This is a genomic window from Flavobacterium tructae (assembly GCF_001853485.1).
Classification (GTDB): domain Bacteria; phylum Bacteroidota; class Bacteroidia; order Flavobacteriales; family Flavobacteriaceae; genus Flavobacterium; species Flavobacterium tructae.
The window spans coordinates 220,167-242,218 of the sequence record NZ_MIKE01000028.1 but is presented as its reverse complement, the minus strand read 5'-3'; the positions used below and the strand labels follow the sequence as shown (position 1 = coordinate 242,218).

Genomic DNA, 22,052 nt, shown 5'->3' with positions numbered 1-22,052 from the left:
CTCCATAAGAGCTAAAAGGTTTATTATGAACGAAACATTCGGTCAAATAGTATGATTGCAAAAATAGTTTGAATTAACAACAAGGCATAAAAAAAGCCCTCGTTATGAGGGCTTTTACTTTTACTTTTCTCTGATATAAATATCGATTGGCACTCCTGCGAAATCCCAATTTTCTCTAATTTTATTTTCCAGGTAACGTTTGTAAGGTTCTTTAACGTATTGTGGCATGTTGGCAAAAAACACAAACTGAGGCGTTTGCGTTGGCAACTGCATACAATATTTAATTTTTACATACTTTCCTTTTGTTGCCGGAGGCGGATAAGCTTCAATTACTTTCAACATGTATTCGTTGAATTTTGAAGTGGCAATTCTTTGTTTTCTGTTTTCAAAAACCTGAACTGTAGCTTCTAATGCTTTCAACAAACGTTGTTTGGTTAAAGCCGAAACGAATAAAATTGGCACATCAGTAAAAGGCATTAACTCTTTTTTGATTTTCTCTTCGTAATCACGAGTCGACATGGTATCTTTTTCTACCAAATCCCACTTGTTTACCAAGATTACAACTCCTTTACGGTTTTTCTCAGCCAGCCAGAAAATACTCTGATCCTGCCCTTCAAATCCACGGGTTGCGTCGATAACCAATATACAGATATCTGCATGCTCGATGGCACGAACCGAACGCATTACAGAATAAAATTCTAAATCTTCCTTTACTTTAGCTTTACGACGGATTCCCGCAGTATCTACTAAATTAAATTCAAAACCAAAACGGTCAAATTTAGTATCAATTGCATCACGGGTAGTTCCTGCAATATCGGTTACGATATAACGATCCTGCCCAATCAAAGCATTGATAAAACTAGATTTACCGGCATTCGGACGTCCTACAACTGCAAAACGAGGCAAATCTTCTTTAACCTCAACTTCCGGTTTCTCCGGAAATGCGTCAATTAAAGCATCTAACAAATCTCCAGTTCCACTTCCTGAAATACTGGCGAAGGTAAAATAATCTCCTAAACCAAGGTTATAAAACTCAATCGCGTCTTTCTCACGCATGGCGTTGTCTACTTTGTTTACCGCCAATAAAACAGGCTTTGTTACTTTACGCAACAATTTAGCTACTGTTTCATCCATTGGTGTAATACCTTCTTCAACATCCACAACAAAAATAATAACATCGGCTTCGTCGATAGCCAATTCTACTTGTTTACGGATTTCACCTTCAAATACGTCATCAGATCCGCGAACGTATCCACCCGTATCAATTACAGAAAACTCTTTTCCGTTCCACTCGCTTTTACCATAGTTTCTATCACGGGTAACCCCAGATACTGAATCTACAATAGCTTCTCTTCTTTGTATCAGCCTATTAAACAGGGTTGATTTCCCTACATTAGGTCTTCCTACTATCGCAACAATGTTATTCATTTTTTTGAATTTTAGATTTTGGACTTTAGATTCTAGATTTTTAGTTTCCTAAAATTCTATCCCTTATAAATCCAAAATGCTTTATTTTAATTTTTTGCAAAGGTAGTTAAAAAAAGTTGCTGAAAGGCTAAGTTTCTAAGTACCTAAGTTTTTTGTTCTTTTTATACTCTTTGTTTCAGGTTTCAAGTTTCAGGTTCTATATCAGAACTTGAAACCTGAAACAAATCAACGATTAAACAATTAACCGATTAAACGTTTACTGGTTATACCCGAATCGTTTTAGCATATTGGCATTGCTTCTCCAGTTTTTGTTCACTTTCACGTAAAGTTCGATATGAATTTGTTTTCCGAAGAATTTCTCTAAATCTATTCTTGCATCCATTCCCACTTTTTTCAAAGCGGCTCCTTTATGTCCGATAATGATTCCTTTTTGTGTATCGCGCTCTACCATAATTACCGAACGGATACGGATAATTTTTTCATCTTCAAAAAATTCTTCTGTTACGATTTCAACCGCATACGGAATCTCTTTGCTATAATTCAATAAGATTTTCTCACGAATAGTCTCGTTCACGAAAAAACGTTCCGGTTTGTCTGTCAATTGATCTTTCGGATAATAAGCAGGTGATTCCGGTAACAATTCGATGATTCGGCTAAAAACTTCCGGTACATTAAAATTCTGCAAAGCCGAGATTGGGAAAATTTCAGCATTTGGCACTTTCTCTTTCCAAAAAGCAACCTGCTCTTCTAATTGTTCCTGATTGGAATTGTCGATTTTATTCAACAACAACAAAACCGGAATTTTAGCATAGATGATTTTATTAAAGAAAGCTTCGTCTTTTAAGTCCTGCTCTCCTATTTCGACCATATAAATCAAAATATCTGCATCTTCAAAAGCCGATTTTACAAAGTTCATCATCGACTCCTGCATTTCATAAGCCGGTTTTATAATTCCGGGCGTATCTGAAAGTACCAACTGAAAATCTTCACCATTTACAATTCCTAAGATTCTATGACGTGTTGTTTGTGCTTTTGAAGTAATGATCGATAATCTTTCTCCAACAAAGGCGTTCATCAATGTTGATTTTCCAACGTTTGGATTCCCGATGATGTTTACAAAACCTGCTTTATGTGACATTTGTGTATGATTTAATTGTACTGAGGACCATTTGACCCAAGGGTCTCGGCTGCAAAGGTAGTCATATCAACTCAATACAGAAAATAAAACATTTTTTAATGTTTTCGTTGGATTTCTCAAAAAACGGCGTATCTTTGCACCCGAAACATCGCGGGATAGAGCAGTAGGCAGCTCGTCGGGCTCATAACCCGAAGGTCACAGGTTCGAGTCCTGTTCCCGCTACTAACACAAAGCTTCAGAGAAATCTGAAGCTTTTTTATTTTACACACTTTCTAACTTTTTCATTCCACAACTTTTACTACACATTTGCACTTTTAATCTTATTTAGAAATAAGAACTTCATTGATTTCGCTTAACAAATCAAATTCATCATTAGGAAAAAGTTGCAAAGTCACTTCTAAAACAATACCCACATCTATAGCCGATGGTTTAACCGTTTCTGAAATTTTACACTCATCCTGATTCAGCGCTAAAACGCATAATTTAAGCATGTTTGCAATAACACAACCCAATTCAGAGTAATTCAGCACTTTGATTTCAGCAGTATAATACCCTGTTTTGTCATTCGTTGGTTTTAATGTATTTAAATATCCGTCAGCTAACCTTTTGACATACTCTAAATCTTTATTTTCATTTGTTTTCATTGTGCTATTATTAAAATTTAATCTTACTTTTTTGATAATTCAAATTTTAGCATATATTTTCGAAAAAAGGTTATCTTATATGATAACATCAGAAAAAAAACTATATTTTCTCAAGAAAAGCAGATAAAAACATAAATTGATTATATCGAATTATTTAAATTCTAAAAGTTAAAAGCAAACTATTTAAAAAGTATCTTGCAGTTACAAAACCAATAAGCATTCGGGCAGTGTTAAACAGAGAATACTTCTTTTCAAAACCAATAAAGCGCTTATAGTAACCAAATATTAGCTCTCATAATTAGAACACTATGTTAAATACAAACGAATTTATTGAATTCGACATTTTCGAAATAAAAAAATTTGAAGACATGAAACGTATCTTCAAACTAATAAAAGAAGCGAAGGAACTTAAAAAAACAAAAGGCGATAAATTTTGGATAGAAAATTTTCCAAAGTATAGTTTACAGGAGTTTTACTTTATAGAAGATGACATTAAACCTGATTTTAAGACCGCAAAATTGAGTAAAAACATTTGGCATTTTTATTCTTTAATAGAATTATTAGAAGTAAATTATGAAATTGAATATATTGATTGCCTATTATTAGACTCCAGTAAAGGAAGATTAACCTTCAATGCATACTCCTATCCTTATGGAGGAACAGATGGCTTAATAGCATTCATAAAATCTTTTGGCTGTCCGCCAACAAAAATATATGATGGAACAGAAGTGGTAAACATCAAAAAGAAATCATTATTGGATAGAATAAAAAAGTTTATACAATAATTTCTCTTTCCTTACTGTTCCCACTTTTTCACCTTAACCACCCTTACCCATTCATCAACTTTAACATTTTCCCTATATACAAATGCTTCAGCATTGACAAAAATATACCTCAATACTGAAGACTCAGGCCCTTTCTTCCATTTATCCAACGTTTTTCTTAGTTTGTTTTCTAAAAAAGATGGTGCAACATTAAAAGCTTCACCTTCTAAATCGCCGTTTTCAGTATGAATTGTAAAATCTCCTTTATTCTTTACATGTGTAGTTCCCAAACGCAATGTAAACGTTGCCTTTTCAAACTCTTTTTGTTCTTCCACTAATTGAATCAAACCATTAATGATTACCAAATCTGATGCAATTCTATTAGCAGCCTCAAAAAGTGTAATATTTTCATAAGTACCTATTTTCACTGGAAGAGTTTCGTCTTTTCTTTTCAGATACTGAATCATTTCATAAAAATTACCAGAGTTAGGTGATATCGGAAATGGATTATCGGACAATAACTTGAAATATGTATACTTAAATGCTTGTAATGCATGATAATCCATACCAAATAATTCATCTCGATCAAACAAGTAAGTTACTTTTTTCATAGGCAATTTAAATAATATTGTAAAATTCACCCCGCAACGCAAAGTCTCCTGACTTTGCGTTTTTAACCTTTAGTTCTCATAAACCTTAAACCTCAATAAGCCTCCCGACTTTTCTGAATCCTAAATATATTTATAGTCGTTTCCAAATTACATCTTCTACAAGAAAACTTAATCACTTTGCGGGTGCGAAGTCAGAGACATTCGCACAGCTTCTCATAAGGAACTTTTCGGAGAGCGGGAGTCGAAATCTCATCACAACAGAGGGCTAAGGATAGACAGCTTTCACTTTTGAATTATTTTCTCTATTCAGCCGAATCTCAACCTTTAATACATTTGACACTCTACAAGCATTTAAATAATTCCCCTTAATACTCTTTTCCCAATTAATATAGTCTAGATTACTTTTAAACTCATTTAAGAATAAATTGTCTTTTGAATTTATCGTTTTAAAAAGCCCTCCTACAGGTACTATCTCCACCTTCCCATCATCTTTAACAATTAAAAAAGCATCCATACCTCCATCAAAACCCGAATAGGTCTCCTCAATGTATGATTGTGGTAAAGGTTCATCTTTTTTATATTTACCATAATAAAAAGAAATCCTGTTCCCTCTATCCACCCTGGTTATTGTAGTTTTCTTATAACTATAGTAAATATAACTTTCCTCAGATGAGCAAGCTCCTAAAAAAAGAGTCATCAATAAAACTATTATATTTTTCATCGTTTTTATACTATTTCACCTCGCTCTCCGAAGTTCCTATATCAATGTTACACCAATATCTCCGACTTTGTGTCTCCTCTAAAAACAAATCTAGTACAAAAAACAAAAACACCATAAAATCTCTGACTTTGTCTCAAATTCAATATCGATTCTATTCGTTAAATGATTTAACATTCAAAACATTTTAAAAATCGAGAAGTTTTCTCTCTTTATTTTCTGTAAATTTGACTGTACAAAACAAGTCCGCTAATACTTTTAGCAAACAACTTCCTAAATTAATTCTCATACTATACCAATGTCTACTCTTTATCAAAGCCCAAGAATTATTATTCGCGAATTTTTACCTCAAGAGCAACAAACATTTTTAAATCTTTTTAAAGACAATCAAGTTACACAATACCTTCCTGACACTTCACCAGAAAGATATGTAGAAATGTTTACTGAATTGCTTGAAAATTATGAAAAGAAAAATCTTAGTCGATGGGCGATATTTGATACTACAAATAATAATTTCATAGGAATGTGTGTTGCTCGTGTTTTTATACATAACACAAACCAAATAGAAATTGGGTATGTACTCAGTAGGGAGTATTGGGGGAAAGGCATTGCTACAGAAGTGTGCAAAGCAATAACACAATATAGTTTTGCAAATACAAATACAAAAGAAGTTGTAGCCGTAACAGATCTCCATAACACCGGATCACAAAATGTACTGCAAAAAGCCGGATTCGAACGATTAAATAATCTGATAAGAAATGAAGAAGAGCTGGCTTATTTTAAGATAGGACGATTATAATCTTGCGGGTGCGAAGTCAGAGACATTTGTGTTACTTTTTAGCTAGCCACTTCAGAATGCATGCCCAATTTTATTTTAATTTTTCTTCAATTTTTGAAAGTCTCTCTAAAATTGATTTAAAATTTTGATTTTCACTTTTTAATTCTTTCATATGTTTATTTTGCTCAATTACATAAAGAGTCAATTCTTCGATTTTCTGCAAAAGCTTTATATTCATCTCCGACAAATTGATCCCCTCTTTTTTCATTTCGTCAGCCGAAGCAATTTCAGGCAAATGTTTATTTTCTTTAATGAACTTGTCTACAGAATCTAGAGATCTTAAACTATAGTCATTTTCAAAAACAAAATCAGCACCAGCATCTACGGTCACTTTTATTTCGCGGGAATTTATATTTCCTGCAACAGTAAGTTTTGAAGTTGGGTTTGTTGTTCCAATACCTATGTTTCCATCGGCTCCTTTAACATATAATGCATTATTTCCTGAAAAATTGGTCAAATATGAACCATTTGAATCAAAACCTATTCCTCCATAAGAACCTCCTCCAACATTCCCCCAATTAATAACATTTCCTATTCCCGAAGGTAGAAATACCGATAATTTAACATTTGGTGTACTAGTTCCAATCCCAATATTTCCATCGGCTCCTTTAACATATAAGGCATTATTTCCTGAAAAATTGGTCAAATATGAACCATTTGAATCAAAACCTATTCCTCCATAAGAACCTCCGCCGACATTCCCCCAATTAATAACATTTCCTATTCCTGAAGGTAGAAATACAGACAATTTAACATTTGGTGTACTAGTTCCAATTCCGACATTATTATTTGGTGCCGTTCCTTGAATTATAGCATTTGGTGTATAAATTTGAGCATTTACTGATGTCATAAAAAGAACAAAAAGCGGTAATACAAATTTTATTTTCATAATATTTTTAAATTTTTTCTAGCCTCGCGACAAGGACTATTTTATACAATATGATTCTCACACAAAAAAACAAAACCTTTTTTAACAAGTCTAGCTTTCGTATCAAATTTATATGCTACCAAACATAAAAGCATCTATTTTTTATACGCAAACCATTTCAGTTGAAAAAAATAGACATTAAATATTTATGATTGGTTTTGAACTCCTTACTTTTTGCTTTTTTACTAAGCAAAATTGCACATCTGCTTTTTTAGAGAATATTTCTTTATCTATACTGCCTAATTAAATTTAAAATGCTAGTAAGCTTTTTTTGCGCAAACCTAAAACAAAAGAAGTAGTATTACCAAATGCTAATCGATTTTTAATCTCAAACCATTCACAAATCGTAAAAAACACTTATAACTTACAATCTAAATAATCTTATTTATGGTCCGAATCAGATTCTACTCTGAAATTGATAATTCGGCATAAACACTGGCGGTAAACCTAAGGACTATCATGATATTTTATATTGAACATCAAATCGAAAAAAGCACAAATTCAGAGACATTTGCACAGCGTTGTAAATGAACACTTCGAATCACGGGGCAACCAGAAAATAATTAAAAACACTGCTAATCAAATTTTAAATAAAAATTATAGCGTGACTTTATTATTTCCATTGATGTTATGGCAATTTATAATTCAGCAATGTTGTAAGTTTTTTTTTAAAATTAAAAACTTTTACCAACGCTAAGTTTTGCAAATAAATAACATACTTTTGGATTAACTAAAACCTTATTTATAAAACTAAAATATGAGAAAAATTATTGTAAGTATGTTTGTTCTAAGTCAATGTTTTAATGTACAGGGACAATCGATAGATAAAATTATTACGAACAAAGAAGTAAGTCGCATAGAGAAAATACTTTCGGCTGATGATATGCAGGGCAGAAGAACTTTTACTCCCGGTATCGAAAAAGCATCCGCTTTTATAGAATCAGAGTTTAAAAAAATTGGCCTGCAAACTTTCAATGCAGCAGCGAATTACAGACAAGAATTTTCGATGACTGCCTCTAAAGCCATTTCTTCAAAAATTACTATTGATCGCAAAGAAATAAGTAACAATCAGGTTGTAACCTTCTCCTACCTTCCTCAGGTTTCTTTAACGGAAAAAAGCGATGTTTCTGTTGTAAAAATCAATAAAGGAGACAACTTTGGCGAAAAATTTAATGAATATTATAAAAGCCCAAAAAATCTTTTAGTCCTAGTTGACTCTTCATTTGATAAGATTTTACCAAATATTCAACATATTGATAGAATAACTGCTAATCCGGGAAGCAATACTATTCTGTTTGTTTTTGGTACCACAGACGCAACTACTTTTTCTGTTGAACAAACGAATACAATCTCCAAAAAAGCATTGAATAATATTGTTGGAATATTACCCGGAAAAACGAAACCAAATGAATATGTGATTTTTTCAGGGCATTATGATCATATAGGAGTAGGCACTCCTGAAGAAGGTGCTCCGCATCCTGCAACAGATTCTATTTATAATGGTGCTAATGATGATGCCGCCGGAACAACCGCAGTAATTATGCTTGCGAAATATTTTAAAAAACAAAACAACAACGAGCGTACTATTATTTTTACCACATTTACAGCGGAAGAATTAGGTGGTTATGGAGCCAAATATTTTTCTAAACAGCTTGCACCGGAACAAGTGATTGCGATGTTCAATATTGAAATGATAGGAACAGAATCTAAATGGGGTAAAAACTCTGCTTACATTACAGGCTTCGAAAAGTCGAACATGGGACAGATTTTACAAACTAATTTAACAGGAACAAGCTTTAACTTTTATGCGGACCCTTATCCGGACCAACAATTATTTTACCGCTCAGACAACGCTACTTTAGCCAGACTTGGAGTTCCTGCTCATACCATTTCTACTTCAAAAATGGATAATGAGCCTACGTATCACACTGCCGATGATGAATTTGAAACGTTAGATATTGATAACATGACTCAAATCATTAAATCAATTGCACTAAGTTCTTCTTCGATTATTAGCGGAAAAGATACGCCAACAAGAGTCAATACTACGCAATTAAAACAAAGCAAGTAAATCATTGCCCAGGTTCGAGTCTTCGTCGCGACGAACTCCTAAAAAAAAGCTTCAGAGAGATCTGAAGCTTTTTTGTTTTTTATCCTCCCTGAAGAAACTTTCTGTTCACGACCGGGGCGATTGCGCCAGCCGAGGTGTATTAACCATAAGATTACTTTTTATTATAATTTATTGTGAAACTATTCTTGATCAATTCATCTATTGTAACCTCAAGTCGTCCATCTACAAGACTGTCTTTTAGAATTTCATCCCATTTTTTGTTCGCAATAAAAGCGGAATCAAAAACATAAATATATAATCGTTCATCAACATGTAATATGTCTTCAATACATGTTGGCCTGCCACCACCAGTAAAACGAATTTCTCCAATTTCTATATTACCATTACCTGCAAATGCAGCCGTGGTCTTAAAATATGGATCTGAACGAAAGTCTCCTAATGGCATAACTGAATCGAATCCTCTATAGATGTACAAAACCTTATTGGTATTATTTTTAACTTTAATACTATAATGGTAATTATTATTGTCTTTTGGTTTCTGACAAGCATTTATCAGATTAAACGCAATCATTAACAATACTATTTTTTTCATATTTACTGATAGCACGCTATGCAAAGTCTCTTGACTTTACGTTGTTAACCTTTAGTTCTCATAAACTTTAAACCTGTATAAGTCTCCCGACTTTTCTTAATTCTATTTATATTAATAGTCAATTCCAAATTACATCTTCTACAAGAAAACTTAATAACTTTACGGGCGCGAAGTTAGATACGCTTCGCACAGCGTTACAGATGAATACTTCACATAGCGAGGAACTTTTCGGAGAGCGGCAAGTAGTTTTTATTTTTCTTCTTCTAGTTAATCATTACTTTTAAATTATTCACTTTCTGATTCGTTAGATTTTAATAAAACCAAATTATCTTTCTTTAAAACAAATGTATCTTCTTCTTTATAACTCGAAGATTTCTGAGTGCGCATACTTGCACCAACTGCTTTAAAGGATATTTTGATTGTATCACCTTTAGTTACAACATTTATATAATCAAATGTGACCTGAGAGCTTGCAGTAAACGGAACTGCAGAACAATCTGCTAAACGCTCTAACTGTTTTTTATCATTTTTAAACCACTTTCTTAAAAAACTTAAATGTTCTTCTGAACATTGATAACCAATATTAAGTGCAGTATTAATTTTACAACTTAAATTATCACGTTTTTCATTTGGCTCTCCATCCCAATCACACTCACTTCCAATAAAGCTTGCAACAAATCCAAGAGCAGCTTTTTCGGGTTCAGAAATGTTTTTGGCATATTCTTTATTTATAAAAATTGTATTAACCGTGTCCTTTAATTCTTTGTCATATTCATCTTCTCTCCATAAAAATTTCACAGATTTGTCTGTTAATATTATTGGAGTTTCGATTTTTAAAGTCGAAACTTTCTTATTTAAATTTTCTGATTCATTTTTCTTTGCACAAGACACTATTAAAATCAAAATAGTTATGCTTAAATATTTCATTTTAGATTATATTTTTTTAATTCTTTAATATTCAAAACGGTTCCTTATAAGCGAGCTGCCTGTCACTCTACAAACTGTTCTCATGAATGTTACGCAAATGTCTCTGACTTTGCATGCCCTCTAAAAACAAATCTAGTATAAAAAACAAAAATCTCAAAAATTCTCTGGCTTTACCTCAAGTTTAATGTAGATTTTATTGACTAAATGATTTAATATTCAAAACATTTACAAATGAGATGTTTAAAAAATCTACCATTTACTATATCATAAAAAAAATTGCGTAAAGTCGGAGACATTTACGCAATTTTCATAAGCTCTTTTACAGAACAGAACTAACAATACTATTTCTAAAACACTACCAACTAAATTCTGCCATTTCTTCCGGGGTTTCAATGCAATTTTCTACGTCGTTGATAAACAGATCGATTTGTTCTTTGGTTACGTTTGGCATGCAAATAATATGGGAGATATCACCCTCAGTAGCTAATTGCCATTTTGATTTCACCTCTTCGGTTATTTTTGGAAAAACTACGGTGATCGAATTTGGATTTCTCCAGGCCGCAATTCCCATGTTTTTCAGTCTCTGCTCACAGTATTCCGCTACTTCCAGACTGTGTAAATAACGTTTTTTTAAACCTTCAATACCTAGTTTTTTCAGGGTAAACCATAAAAACAACGGAGAATGTCCATTTCTGGATCCTGTAATTGTGGTGTCTAAGGAGCCAATATAGGATATCCCTTTTGAGATTCGATCTCTATTAGAACGCTTCGTAATAATAACACCGGTAGGAATAGGTGAACCAATAAATTTGTGTCCGCTGATGGAAATACTGTCCGCGCCATCCATAAAATCAAAAGGAAGTCGTGGCTCCATAAAAGCACCATAACTTCCGGATAAGGCAGCATCACAGTGGATGTAGCTATCCTGTATGGCCAATGTTTTTAGAATACTCTTAATTTTTGATACGTCATCTTTGGCTTCTTTCATAGTGGTACCAAAAGTAGTCAGTACGATTGCCGGTTTATGGCGATTCAGTTTTAATGTATTTTCAAAATCTTCATAATCGATTTCACCATTTTCCTGCGAACGAATAACGATACTCGGAATGTTGAGCAAATGAATGTTTTTACGCACACTGTAATGGGTTGATTCCGAATAATACACCATTGCTTTTGGGTATAATTCTCTTGCGAGATACAGTCCGTATAAATTACTTTCGGAACCACCGTTGGTCACATAACCCCAATAATCTTTTGGATTGGCGCGGAATAGCTTGGCAAAAAAACCAACCACTTCTCTTTCCAGTTCGTGTGTTTGCACTTTGTAGGTACAATCTTCAAAAGGATCACCAAGATTATTGATCGGATATTTTAAAAAATGATTGATTTCCGAATAATCAAAATCTTTAGATACAGGATAGCCCAAGAAATTATCTCTGGCATTTTCGATGTATTGATTCAAATCGAATAAGCGTTGATTGTCTTCTATGGATAGCGATTCTGAAATAGGTCTCATAACATTTATTTTTTCTGTAAATGTACTTTTTATAGTTTAATATCCTTTATTAACAACAAAACTCAAAATATAATTCTAAATTTGAGTCATATTAAAGTTTTTTAATATTGAAATTCATGTTTCTTTTTTCTGAAACCATATAATTATTCTGAGATGGATGCCATAGACAAAAAAATATTGATGCTTTTACAGCAAGATGCGAAGCAAAATACCAAAGAAATTGCCGAAAAAATAGGTTTATCGGTCTCTCCCACTTTTGAGAGAATCAAGAAACTGGAGCAAAAGCAGTACATCAAGAATTATGTTGCTTTGCTGGATGCCGAAAAAATTGGGAAATCAATCAGTGTGTATTGTCAGGTTACTTTGGCGGTGCACTCACGCGAATTGATTGATGACTTTAAACAGCATATTCTGGTATTACCCGAAATAACAGGCTGTTTTCACGTGTCCGGAAATTATGATTTTCTGCTGAAAGTGGCTGTCAACGATATGAACGAATACCAAAAGTTTGTTATCGATAAATTATCGGTTATCAAAGGAATTTCAAATGTGCAAAGTTCTTTTGTGATGGAGGAAATAAAAAATGATTTTGCCTTTAATTTATAAAATTGGATTTTTATACCAATAACCATATCATTTACGGGAAGAGAAGCTTATTAAACACGGAAAATTTATACCGTTTTTCAAAAAACTCTTCGAAGACTTGAAAAAAGAGCGATCAAAACAGGAAAAAACCGTTTGAATTTTCTCTCAAAACAAATAATTCCAAAAATAATTTTCATTTTTTTTGAAAGGCATCATTTCAATAAAACAAAAGAAAAATCTTATTTTATATTTTCTACAACAAAAACAACCAATTCTGAATCAATTAAGTACAATTACACTAACTTTAATTCCTTTGTGATTGGTTATTTCTAAAGGCGTTATTGTCAAAAGAAGCCTGAAAAAAAAAATCAAAAAAGCTATTGTGTATTCTAAAAACAGTTGTATTTTTGCACCCGCAACAACAAAGCAGGTCCGTTCGTCTATCGGTTAGGACGCCAGGTTTTCATCCTGGTAAGGGGGGTTCGATTCCCCCACGGACTACTAAAAAAGCTTCAGAGAAATCTGAAGCTTTTTTGTTTATAACTGTTTTAAAGAAATAAAACTATACCCTAAAATGTGCAGGCCCTAAAAACAAATTTGAATAGTTATTCTCTAATTTAAATTACGCCCGGCACCTTTACCCCCTCAACATTGTGTCTTTCACAAAAGCAAGAAGTCTGTAAATAACTATTGCAAAGATAATTATTACCGCCCAAAACAAACGCATCTGCTAAGTTTGAGAAAAACATCCTATTTGAAAGGAATTTCTGTGATATATTACTATATTCGAAAAATAAAAATTAAAGATTTTTTTTAAGACTGACATCGGCAAAATCATCCCATTTTACATTATGAAAATTAAAACCTTAAATGTTACCTTTATGGTAATCGCATATTTAATTTCTATCCCACTTCAGGCATTTTTCTGGGCAATTATAGGAGTTAAAGCACACTATCTTATCCTCTTATTTTCTCATTTTATTTTCTTCATTTTTTTAATATACTTATTCACCGGTACATTAATTATTGATTGCAACGGCGACAAAGACACGCTTACATTAGAATGGGATAAAAAACCAATCTATACTAAAATTGAAAATCAGGTCATCTTTTTATCCGAGATTAAAAGTTGGAAGTTTTTTAATGGTCGTGGAGCCGACAGGTTAAAACTATACTTTAACAACGATGAGTTTTTAAAAATAGATTTTAACAATTTGACGGACTTTGGACAAAACTCTAAAAAAGTAGACCAAGTACTCTTTTTTCTAAGTCGTAAAAACAACAAACAACAACTGTCTTAAAAACAACGATTTAATTGCAAAATAGTGTTTTGAATAATGTCCTCGTAATACTAGCATCATAAACCGTTAATCGTTTAAAAGTAACAGAAGCACTCATTACACCTCTATTAATTCCCTGTATTTCTGCTTTTATCAACCCATAACCAACCAATTTATGAATAACAAAACCCTGTCATCGATCTTTACGTTCTTATCCCTGATTCTTTTTTCTACTACAATTCAGGCGCAAAACCTTCAAAAAACCATGAAGGATAGTTTGGCGCTTTATAACAAAATGCTTTCGAAAAAAGAGCTACAGGAGGATCTTAAAATACTCCGTACAATAAATGATAAAGCGAATTCGGGTTTGTACCAATATCATTCAAAAAAACAGGTAGACAGTATTTACAACAGTGCTTTTAAGAGCATTCAAAAACCGATGAGGGTTATCGACTTTTACAAAATAATGCTTCGTCTTTCGGATTATGAAGGAAGTTTACACAATTACACCATCCCTGATCTCGATCTAATCAATTTTCTGAACAGACAAAAGTCTTTTTTCCCTTTTCCTCTGGTCTATATTAACGGACAAATTATTTTTGACGGCCAATCATCGGATATTCCTCCCGGATCAAGAATAAAAAGTATAAACGGAATAAATGACGTAGCATTAATGCGCTCTTTCTACAAATATTATACAACAGATGGTCATCATGTTACCCAAAAATTATCGGCCAGTGTCAATAAATCGTTTGGACTAAACTACCTGCTCGAATATGGTCTTTGTGATGAATTTATTGTAGAATACAGCGCACCAAAATCGGAGGCTCTTCAAAAAACTGTGCTTCGTGCAGTAACACTAAAGGAAAGAACAGCCAACCTTAAAAACAGGTTTAGTGCTCCGGTTACTGATTTACTGGATTATAAAAAACAGTCTCCGTATAGCTTTCGTATGATTAACCCCGCTACAGGTTTATTGAATCTAAGATTTTTTGGTATGGCCTATGGATCAGACGATCCTAAGTTTAAACCGTATGTTCGATTTTTGGATAGCATCTTTACCCAACTGGACAAAAACAAGGTTGCTAATCTGATCATTGATGTTAGAAATAATCCTGGAGGAAGTGATCCTAACTTCGAACAGCCTGTAATGTACCTTACCGACAAACCCTTCAAGGAAAATGAAAAGGCTGTCATCCTATTCGACCCTAATGTTTTACCTCTCGAAAAGTATTTTTGGGGTACCTCAACTTCAGAACGAATGGATAGTACTGCTCTAAAAGCGGGAAAAGAATACCTAAAATCACTGTATCCGGTATTCCAAAACAACATCAGTATTCAGGATCAGAAATACAATCCGGTTTATCATCCTAAATCGCCGCTCTTTAAAGGCAAGCTTTATCTTTTGATTAATGAAAATGTGGCATCAGCTGCTTCCCATTTTGCTTCTCTGGTAAAAGCATATGTAGATAATGTTACCATAGTAGGCTTGGAAACCGTTGGAGGTTACTACGTTCATAATGGACATTCTCCATTGGTTTACGAACTTCCTAACTCAAAAGTAAAAACACAATTTTCAATTGTAAATGTCGTACAGGATGCTCCAAAAAAAGCGAACCAGCCGGAAGGTCACGGTATTATGCCTGACTATGAAGTATGGCCTACTTTAGATGATTTTTTTCAGCAAAAGGACACGCAAATGGAATTTGTTCTTAAGTTGATTGCAAAATAAATAGAAGCGTGGTATTATACGCGGATTAATACAGCTTCGCCAAGGCGAAGACGCGGATTAACGCAGATTTTTTTCAAGTCATTGCGTAAAAAAAAGACGTATAATTTTAATCCCTATCTTTAAAACTGCTGATTTATTCGGATAAGTAAACAGGCGATTGTATTGGAGTTTGTCACTCCAATACAATCGCCTGTTTTGTTGTTTATCTTAATTGTACCCTCTTTAACACATTGATTGAGCAGATTTCTATGCAGCCTTCCGGTTACGATTCCTGCCTACTTTGCGTAAACCTTTGCGATCTTCGCGGTTAAAAAACAGCACAAAAACTATTACTCCGGACTGATAAACGGATAATATTTTTCGTCTATAATAGGTTCAATTCCGAAGAAATCATTCAGAACCGATTCGGCAGTACAGAAGGCGCCTTCTACCCAGGCCTGATCGTTTGAATAGGTTTCTCCAACGATAAAAATATCACAGTCTGCTTTTGGAACGAGTTGTGAAGGTTTTCTAATTTTTCGTTGTACATCACCTAAATTATAGTGCGATTTATAGGCATGATATCCTGCATTAAAAGGAGGCAATGACCAGTCCATATATCTCGTTTCTAAAGGTTCAGGTACGGCCGAATAATCAGTCTGTGGTCCAAAATGTAATGCAGCCAGTTGCGAGCGAAGCATTTTGACCATTACCGGAGTGGCTACACGTGGTCCTTCGAGCGTCTGGCAATCTCTGGATTCTGGAATTTCACGTGTTCCATGAGGACCGAGTTCTAAAGCTTTCCAAAATGTGGTGTATTGAATGTCGTCATAACTGGCCAAAATACCATACACTTTTTCCCCTTTTTGATTGAGGGCGTTATCCCCAAAATAAACCACTTGTCGGATTGGCATATCGGTAATACTTGGACCAATGGTATCTAATTCGGCTATAGCTGAGATTTGCTTTTCTTCTTTAAAAGTCAGGCGTTCCTGAATCGCGTTTTCTACTGCAGCAATAAAACTGGCCTTATCGTTAAACGATGTCGCGATAATAACCGGATTTTTTGCTGATTCTATTGCTTTCAGATAATTAGAAGGAAATTTTTCTTTTTTCAGTTTAGCAATTCCTTCCTGCGTTAAAAAATAACTGGTTAGTTTGGCAGGATAAGTTGGGCTTCCGGCTTCGGTTGTTCTCCACCATGGTGTAGTGAAAAACATCCCAATTTTATAGGAAGGTTCCATAATTACAGATTCCAGATAGAGCTGTACTTCTTCGTGGTTTAAGATGTCCTGACCTTCATCATCTGTATAACGTGTTGCCTGAGCTACCAGTTCAATGGATGCGCGAGGCATGGCCAAAAATGCAGCATCACATATTTTACTTTCGGCAAGTTTATCCGGAGTTGCGCGTTTTGCGGTAGTAAAACGAATCCCTGCCTTAGTATACAGAATCGAACGCAATCGGGTATTCGGAAAATAATTCAGCGTAATTCCTTTTTGTTTGGCTAGTTTTTCAACTTCATCGAATAAGGCAACAAATAAGCTGGAATATCCTTTTACCAATGTTTTATATTCTGTTCCCGGCGTAAACTCGTCATTAACATTAAACGACTGAGCACTATGACTGTTTACTACATTGGAACTATAGCCATTACCATCTGCCAGATAGCCAAATCCTTCTTGTCCAAGTCTATCATAGGCAAGATTCCAATATCCAATATCTTTTAGTAAATCTCCTTTTTGAAAGATCGAACTTTCCGGCATATCAATATTGATTTTTCCTTCTTCATAAAACTTACACCATTCTCTACGGGTAACAGGACCTGATGTTGCTGTGATTGCCACAGATTGTATGGTGGTGAATCCATCATCCGGCGGAGCATCTTCACCATAATTATTCGTAAAATAAGGAGCCGGCTGATTCGAATTAACATCGGAGACATACATGTTCTTGGTACGTAAAGACATTAAAGGATCCGCAGATTCGTTAAATTCAACTGAATCTTTCTTTAAATCCAGTTTCTCTATCGTTTTTGTGACTACACGATGTCCTGCTCCTTGTGGAGTGCCGTCCCAATATGAATATCGCATACCGCCCAATTCCAGATATGAATTGTCTTTGTTGTCTTTATAATGCCACGTACAAACGCGTGCTCCCGCTTCTCTGGTTCCCGGATTTTTTTTAGAAAAATCATATTTCCCCCAGTCGTAGAGTTCTAATACATCGCCTTTAACCAGCATTTTTTCATTTTTGTCGCGTTTGGATTTTCCATCAAGTAGTCTCCACGCTGTATAGAGTCCGGCCGCACCGGCTCCAAAAATAGAGTATGTTTTCTTGCTCATGATTTTATGATTTTAATTTTTTTATTGCTTTTTAGTAGTTGTTTTATTCATTCCCCAGTCTTTCCATCTGCTGTGCCAGGTCTTTTTGAGGGATTATAATTTCTACCAGAGTGGGCAGATCTGTTTTTTCTTTTAGTTTAAGAAGTACTTCGTCTAATTCTTTGACGGTTTCAGCACGGTAGCTCTTTGCTCCAAATGCTTTGGCAAGTGCCTGATAGTCCCATTTTGGCAGAATATCAAATTCATCAAACTTATGAGACGGACCTGCTTTAAAGGAGTCCATGTCTACATATACCTGTTCGATGGCATATACCCCATTGCTCATCACGAAAATTACAGAGTTGATGTTGTATTTTACCAGGGTCGAAAGCGCTTGTGTTACCATCATAAAACCACCGTCACCTGCGATAGTCCAGGCTTGTTTACCACTTCCTAACTGAGCTCCGGAAGCAGCACCGGTTTCAAAACCGATACACTGCCAGGCAGCGGAAGAAATAAAGGCATTCTTAGATAATCCGTACATATTGGTGGCTACGTACATAGACGAACTCACACCAAAAGTGAACACAATATCGTCCAGCATTTTTTGTTTTTCCAGAAAATAACTGGCTCTCTCAAAAAAGCGGTTAAAGGTTATTATTTCGGGAAGTTTATCATATTTCGGATCGGAATTGGATCGCCATGGTTCGGGAAATTTTGGCTGAGCCGGAGCTACTGCTTTTAAAGGATATCCTGAAGCTTTTTTGAAACGTTCGGTTAAAGCTTCGATGAAATCTTTTAAGGTTACATTTACATAAGTAAAATAACCTACCCGCATTTCCTGCGTGGTTGCCTGAATCATAGCTGAAAATTTATTCTCTACCAGCCATAAATAATCATCGGTAATAATCGTTCCTAAAGACAAAATGCAGTCTGAAGCTTCCACTATTTTAATCACTTCGGGTATCGAAGCCTGATCAGAATAAGTTCCTATAAACTTCTCTCCTTTTTCATCCAGAACGGTTTTACCGAGTGACGTTGTAGTGTACAGCATTCCACTTACTTTAATAAGCTCTTCTAACTGCTTTGATAAATTGTGTCGTAAAAGCTCTACTCCTGCGAAAATCAACGGTTTTTTTGACTGACTGATTTGTGTCCAGGCTTGTGAAACTGCATTCTCCAATTCCGCTGCTTCGCTTTTTATGATCTGAGGTTCTAATTTTTTATTGGAAGGTTTAGGACAAGGTTCACCCCATACCTCTTTGTAACAGGCTATATAAACCGGACGCTGATGTGTAAGTGCCGCAATAATTAAGTTATCGATTTTTTCAGGAGCATCTACAGAACTGCTTAGGGTTTCGGCCGCAACAGTTACTCTTTCAAAAATTTCCTGATCTGCATTGAGATTGCCTGTAGAATGGTGATAAAGTACATTGTACATATTTCCAATTTGCCTTGCGTCAGCTCCGGGTGTAGCACTAATTACAACCACAGGACTGCGTTCTACATAAGCACCGGCAATGGCATTCAATGCGCTGTAAGTACTTACCCCATATTGCAACGATACCGCTCCTAAACCTCGGGTACGGGCATAAGCGTCTGCTGCATACGAAGCATCTAATTCATTTGATGTTCCAATGGTTTTAATGCCGTTAAAGTCTTCGAGAGCTTGTGTAAAATGTTTTACATAATCGCCCGGGATCTGAAAGACTTCGGTAACATTTAATTGTTTGAGTCGGGTGAGCAGATAATCTGCAACTGTAAATTCTTTTGTAGGTTTCATTGTTTGGCGGTTCTAAATTAGGAGTGTTGTTTGTTTTTGGACAGCAGATCTCTTCAGCAGGTATTCTTTTAAAGTGATCTCCTGATTTGTATTTCATTATAAAATTACCAGTCTGCCAAAACACAAATTAAAAAAAAGGCATGAGTGCCGAATTTTTATCCATAAGAAACCCAAATAACAGCATGAGGTCAGTTTTCACATTTAGAACAAAGGTTGGTCTCTTTATTATCGTCCTTTTCTTTTTTTAAGGTTAAAAATGACTCCACAATCGACGAACAAAAACATACTGACCTGTATAACAATTAAATAGACCTAAAAAAACAACCATTTTACGCTTTTCCGTATTAGAATTTTGATGTTATGCGGAAATTCTGACGTTATTTTTTTCTAAAAATATAAAGCAAAAACACCAATTAACACTTAAGTAACTGAAAATTAATAATTTACAAACTAAAAGATTATTTAAAAAAGGGTATTTTTACGCTGTCCTGATATCCCTAAGTTTTTCTAATTTAGATATTCTATAAGCCCCAGTTTTTATTACAAATCCAAATTTAAGCCTGGAAATACTTCTTTTTATTTTTGAATCTGCGCCTTAGAGCTACTTCTTTTTAGCCTATTTACATCGTATTGCTACAAGCGGAATATCACAAAAAACAAGCCTAAAATACACCCACTGCTTTAAAAAAGGCAGAGATTTGAATTGCCTTTTCTTAAAGAATATCAGAATATTAAAACTTTTCACCAGATGATTTTTGAAGTTATTCAGATAATTACAGAACAAGTCAACAACTACCTCGATGAAATTGGGTTAGAAAAAACGGTTGTGCCTGAAAACATTGCTTTTCTGGAGTCGCAGAATGAAACGGTATCCGGAAATCTGGAAGATAAGGTGGCACTTACTCTTATCAATCTGGATGAAGAGGCGACTTTGAAAAACTTTCCCAATCACATTGTTCAGGGCAATAAAACGATCTATAAAAACAGTGTCATCAACTTGAATTTGTACCTGCTCTTTAGCGCCAACAGAACCATATACATCAACTCTTTAAATGATATTTCGAAAATCATTACTTTTTTTCAGGGGAAAAAACTTTTTACGCAATCTGATACTATTTACAACCGAAATAATGTGGCCATGGCCAATATCGACAACTTCAGATTTACCATTGAGCTTTACACCCCCACTTTTGAAGAATTAAACTATATCTGGGGAACTCTGGGCGGCAAACAGCTTCCATCGGCTTTGTACAAGGTGAGCATGATACAAATTGAACGCAATATTGCTCAAAGCGAAGGACCACTTATCAGCAGAATTAAGGGTATAACGAAAACAAGAAAACAATCATGAGTTATAGTATCACATACGGATTGTTATTGGAGGTAACCATTTTGCATAATTATTTCCTGAATAATGGGGAAGAAACCTTTGCAAGTATGTCGAATGACGATAAAGAAAAGATGCTTCAAAAGTTCAATACTGCTGTTTTCACCACGATCACACCAACTCTGGAGACCCATACAATACTCCAAAACTATAAAATGGTGTTCAAAGAAAGTAAAACAGGTTTCAAGATTTACATTAAAGTCAAAGAAGCTGACGAAACAGATCCGTTTATCAAAGTTCCTGCCGATTTGAACCTAAACTTTCTAATCACTATCCATGACTATCAATTTGAAAATTATACCAATTTAGAATTTACGCCTAACCGGGTCCTTCTGTTCGGTAATGTGAAACCTCCTAAAGAACCGGTTACCTTCAAATACCTGCCTAAAATTAATGACAACAAGTTAGTATCAAGTGCGTATTTAGTATCTGAAGAAACTACAACTGATCTAATTTCAACACTACATTCCTCAGAAACACAAGACATATTTGGCATTATTTCACTGACGATGCAAGGCGATAATAGTTCTGAAAACAGTATAGACGATGATGGTAAAATAAACAGTCCAAACTTCAAAATTCATTTTGACAATCGAAAAACGCTTTGGAAATACATCAACCGGAAAGCTGATACCGAAATTGAAACCAATACAACAAAACCCTTAACACGTTCCGGCTTTGTTGAGATTGACCCGCTAACCGATTTTGACGTACCGCAGCCGGTGAGCAGCAGTTATCCTAATCCATCTGTAAAATCAATAACAAAAGACAATGGTGATTACTATTCTGAAATATTTATTTAATAAT

General features: G+C 34.5%; 19 protein-coding genes and 2 tRNA genes. 10 read left to right on the top strand and 11 right to left on the bottom strand.

Features of this window, described 5'->3' with window-relative positions:
• Positions 1 to 120 precede the first annotated feature (120 nt).
• Both der and era read right to left on the bottom strand, forming a co-directional pair.
• Positions 121 to 1,428, bottom strand: coding sequence for a ribosome biogenesis GTPase Der (der, locus tag BHE19_RS21490; RefSeq protein ID WP_017498805.1), 1,308 nt, complete (start codon positions 1,426 to 1,428; stop codon positions 121 to 123).
• A 256-nt stretch (positions 1,429 to 1,684) separates the two neighbouring features.
• Positions 1,685 to 2,566 (bottom strand): GTPase Era, encoded by an 882-nt coding sequence (gene era / locus BHE19_RS21485; protein ID WP_017498804.1) that lies wholly within the window; start codon positions 2,564 to 2,566, stop codon positions 1,685 to 1,687.
• Positions 2,567 to 2,715: 149 nt separating this feature from the next.
• On the opposite strand from era, the gene BHE19_RS21480 reads away from it, so the two are divergent.
• Positions 2,716 to 2,788, top strand: a tRNA-Met gene (locus BHE19_RS21480).
• A gap of 98 nt (positions 2,789 to 2,886) precedes the next feature.
• On the opposite strand, the gene BHE19_RS21475 is transcribed toward BHE19_RS21480, so the two are convergent.
• On the bottom strand, positions 2,887 to 3,210 hold the full coding sequence (locus BHE19_RS21475) for a hypothetical protein (RefSeq protein ID WP_070908797.1): 324 nt from the start codon (positions 3,208 to 3,210) through the stop codon (positions 2,887 to 2,889).
• Between the two features lie 308 nt (positions 3,211 to 3,518).
• On the opposite strand from BHE19_RS21475, the gene BHE19_RS21470 reads away from it, so the two are divergent.
• Positions 3,519 to 3,995 carry a hypothetical protein gene (locus BHE19_RS21470; RefSeq protein ID WP_070908796.1) on the top strand — a complete coding sequence of 159 codons (477 nt, stop codon included), beginning with the start codon at positions 3,519 to 3,521 and terminating at the stop codon, positions 3,993 to 3,995.
• A gap of 11 nt (positions 3,996 to 4,006) precedes the next feature.
• Here the strand turns inward: BHE19_RS21470 and BHE19_RS21465 are convergent, their stop codons facing one another.
• Both BHE19_RS21465 and BHE19_RS21460 read right to left on the bottom strand, forming a co-directional pair.
• A complete protein-coding gene (locus BHE19_RS21465) occupies positions 4,007 to 4,585 on the bottom strand; it encodes a hypothetical protein (RefSeq protein WP_070908795.1) in 579 nt (192 codons plus the stop codon).
• A 265-nt stretch (positions 4,586 to 4,850) separates the two neighbouring features.
• Positions 4,851 to 5,306, bottom strand: coding sequence for a hypothetical protein (locus tag BHE19_RS21460; RefSeq protein WP_233431409.1), 456 nt, complete (start codon positions 5,304 to 5,306; stop codon positions 4,851 to 4,853).
• A 295-nt stretch (positions 5,307 to 5,601) separates the two neighbouring features.
• On the opposite strand from BHE19_RS21460, the gene BHE19_RS21455 reads away from it, so the two are divergent.
• A complete protein-coding gene (locus BHE19_RS21455) occupies positions 5,602 to 6,102 on the top strand; it encodes a GNAT family N-acetyltransferase (RefSeq protein ID WP_070908793.1) in 501 nt (166 codons plus the stop codon).
• 70 nt (positions 6,103 to 6,172) lie between these two features.
• Here the strand turns inward: BHE19_RS21455 and BHE19_RS21450 are convergent, their stop codons facing one another.
• Complete coding sequence (locus BHE19_RS21450; protein WP_070908792.1) at positions 6,173 to 7,030, bottom strand: DUF4200 domain-containing protein; 858 nt, start codon at positions 7,028 to 7,030, stop codon at positions 6,173 to 6,175.
• Between the two features lie 796 nt (positions 7,031 to 7,826).
• Between BHE19_RS21450 and BHE19_RS21445 the strand changes: the two genes are divergently transcribed.
• Positions 7,827 to 9,140, top strand: coding sequence for a M20/M25/M40 family metallo-hydrolase (locus BHE19_RS21445; RefSeq protein ID WP_070908791.1), 1,314 nt, complete (start codon positions 7,827 to 7,829; stop codon positions 9,138 to 9,140).
• A 151-nt stretch (positions 9,141 to 9,291) separates the two neighbouring features.
• Here the strand turns inward: BHE19_RS21445 and BHE19_RS21440 are convergent, their stop codons facing one another.
• The 3 genes from BHE19_RS21440 to BHE19_RS21430 all read right to left on the bottom strand — a co-directional run bounded on the left by BHE19_RS21440 (position 9,292) and on the right by BHE19_RS21430 (position 12,175).
• A complete protein-coding gene (locus BHE19_RS21440; protein WP_070908790.1) occupies positions 9,292 to 9,732 on the bottom strand; it encodes a hypothetical protein in 441 nt (146 codons plus the stop codon).
• Between the two features lie 285 nt (positions 9,733 to 10,017).
• Positions 10,018 to 10,659 (bottom strand): hypothetical protein, encoded by a 642-nt coding sequence (locus BHE19_RS21435; protein ID WP_070908789.1) that lies wholly within the window; start codon positions 10,657 to 10,659, stop codon positions 10,018 to 10,020.
• Positions 10,660 to 11,014: 355 nt separating this feature from the next.
• Positions 11,015 to 12,175 carry a histidine decarboxylase gene (locus BHE19_RS21430; protein WP_070908788.1) on the bottom strand — a complete coding sequence of 387 codons (1,161 nt, stop codon included), beginning with the start codon at positions 12,173 to 12,175 and terminating at the stop codon, positions 11,015 to 11,017.
• 153 nt (positions 12,176 to 12,328) lie between these two features.
• On the opposite strand from BHE19_RS21430, the gene BHE19_RS21425 reads away from it, so the two are divergent.
• From BHE19_RS21425 to BHE19_RS21410, 4 genes are all read left to right on the top strand, one after another.
• Entirely contained in the window at positions 12,329 to 12,781 is a 453-nt protein-coding gene (locus BHE19_RS21425) for an Lrp/AsnC family transcriptional regulator (protein ID WP_070908787.1), read from the top strand.
• 408 nt (positions 12,782 to 13,189) lie between these two features.
• Positions 13,190 to 13,261: transfer RNA gene (locus BHE19_RS21420), tRNA-Glu, on the top strand.
• A gap of 350 nt (positions 13,262 to 13,611) precedes the next feature.
• The gene (locus BHE19_RS21415) at positions 13,612 to 14,061 is read left to right on the top strand and encodes a hypothetical protein (RefSeq protein ID WP_070908786.1); all 450 of its coding nucleotides are present in this window, start codon (positions 13,612 to 13,614) and stop codon (positions 14,059 to 14,061) included.
• A gap of 154 nt (positions 14,062 to 14,215) precedes the next feature.
• Complete coding sequence (locus BHE19_RS21410; protein WP_070908785.1) at positions 14,216 to 15,772, top strand: S41 family peptidase; 1,557 nt, start codon at positions 14,216 to 14,218, stop codon at positions 15,770 to 15,772.
• A gap of 329 nt (positions 15,773 to 16,101) precedes the next feature.
• Here BHE19_RS21410 and BHE19_RS21405 read toward each other — a convergent pair whose 3' ends face one another.
• Together BHE19_RS21405 and BHE19_RS21400 are read right to left on the bottom strand one after the other, a co-directional pair.
• Positions 16,102 to 18,096: a flavin monoamine oxidase family protein gene (locus tag BHE19_RS21405; RefSeq protein WP_070908784.1), complete on the bottom strand. Its 1,995-nt coding sequence runs from the start codon at positions 18,094 to 18,096 to the stop codon at positions 16,102 to 16,104.
• Between the two features lie 43 nt (positions 18,097 to 18,139).
• On the bottom strand, positions 18,140 to 19,858 hold the full coding sequence (locus BHE19_RS21400) for an alpha-keto acid decarboxylase family protein (RefSeq protein WP_070908783.1): 1,719 nt from the start codon (positions 19,856 to 19,858) through the stop codon (positions 18,140 to 18,142).
• Between the two features lie 748 nt (positions 19,859 to 20,606).
• On the opposite strand from BHE19_RS21400, the gene BHE19_RS21395 reads away from it, so the two are divergent.
• Both BHE19_RS21395 and BHE19_RS21390 read left to right on the top strand, forming a co-directional pair.
• The gene (locus tag BHE19_RS21395; RefSeq protein WP_026110130.1) at positions 20,607 to 21,209 is read left to right on the top strand and encodes a DUF4255 domain-containing protein; all 603 of its coding nucleotides are present in this window, start codon (positions 20,607 to 20,609) and stop codon (positions 21,207 to 21,209) included.
• A complete protein-coding gene (locus BHE19_RS21390; RefSeq protein ID WP_070908782.1) occupies positions 21,206 to 22,048 on the top strand; it encodes a hypothetical protein in 843 nt (280 codons plus the stop codon). The genes BHE19_RS21395 and BHE19_RS21390 overlap by 4 nt, the downstream gene beginning before the upstream one ends.
• Positions 22,049 to 22,052: the final 4 nt, after the last annotated feature.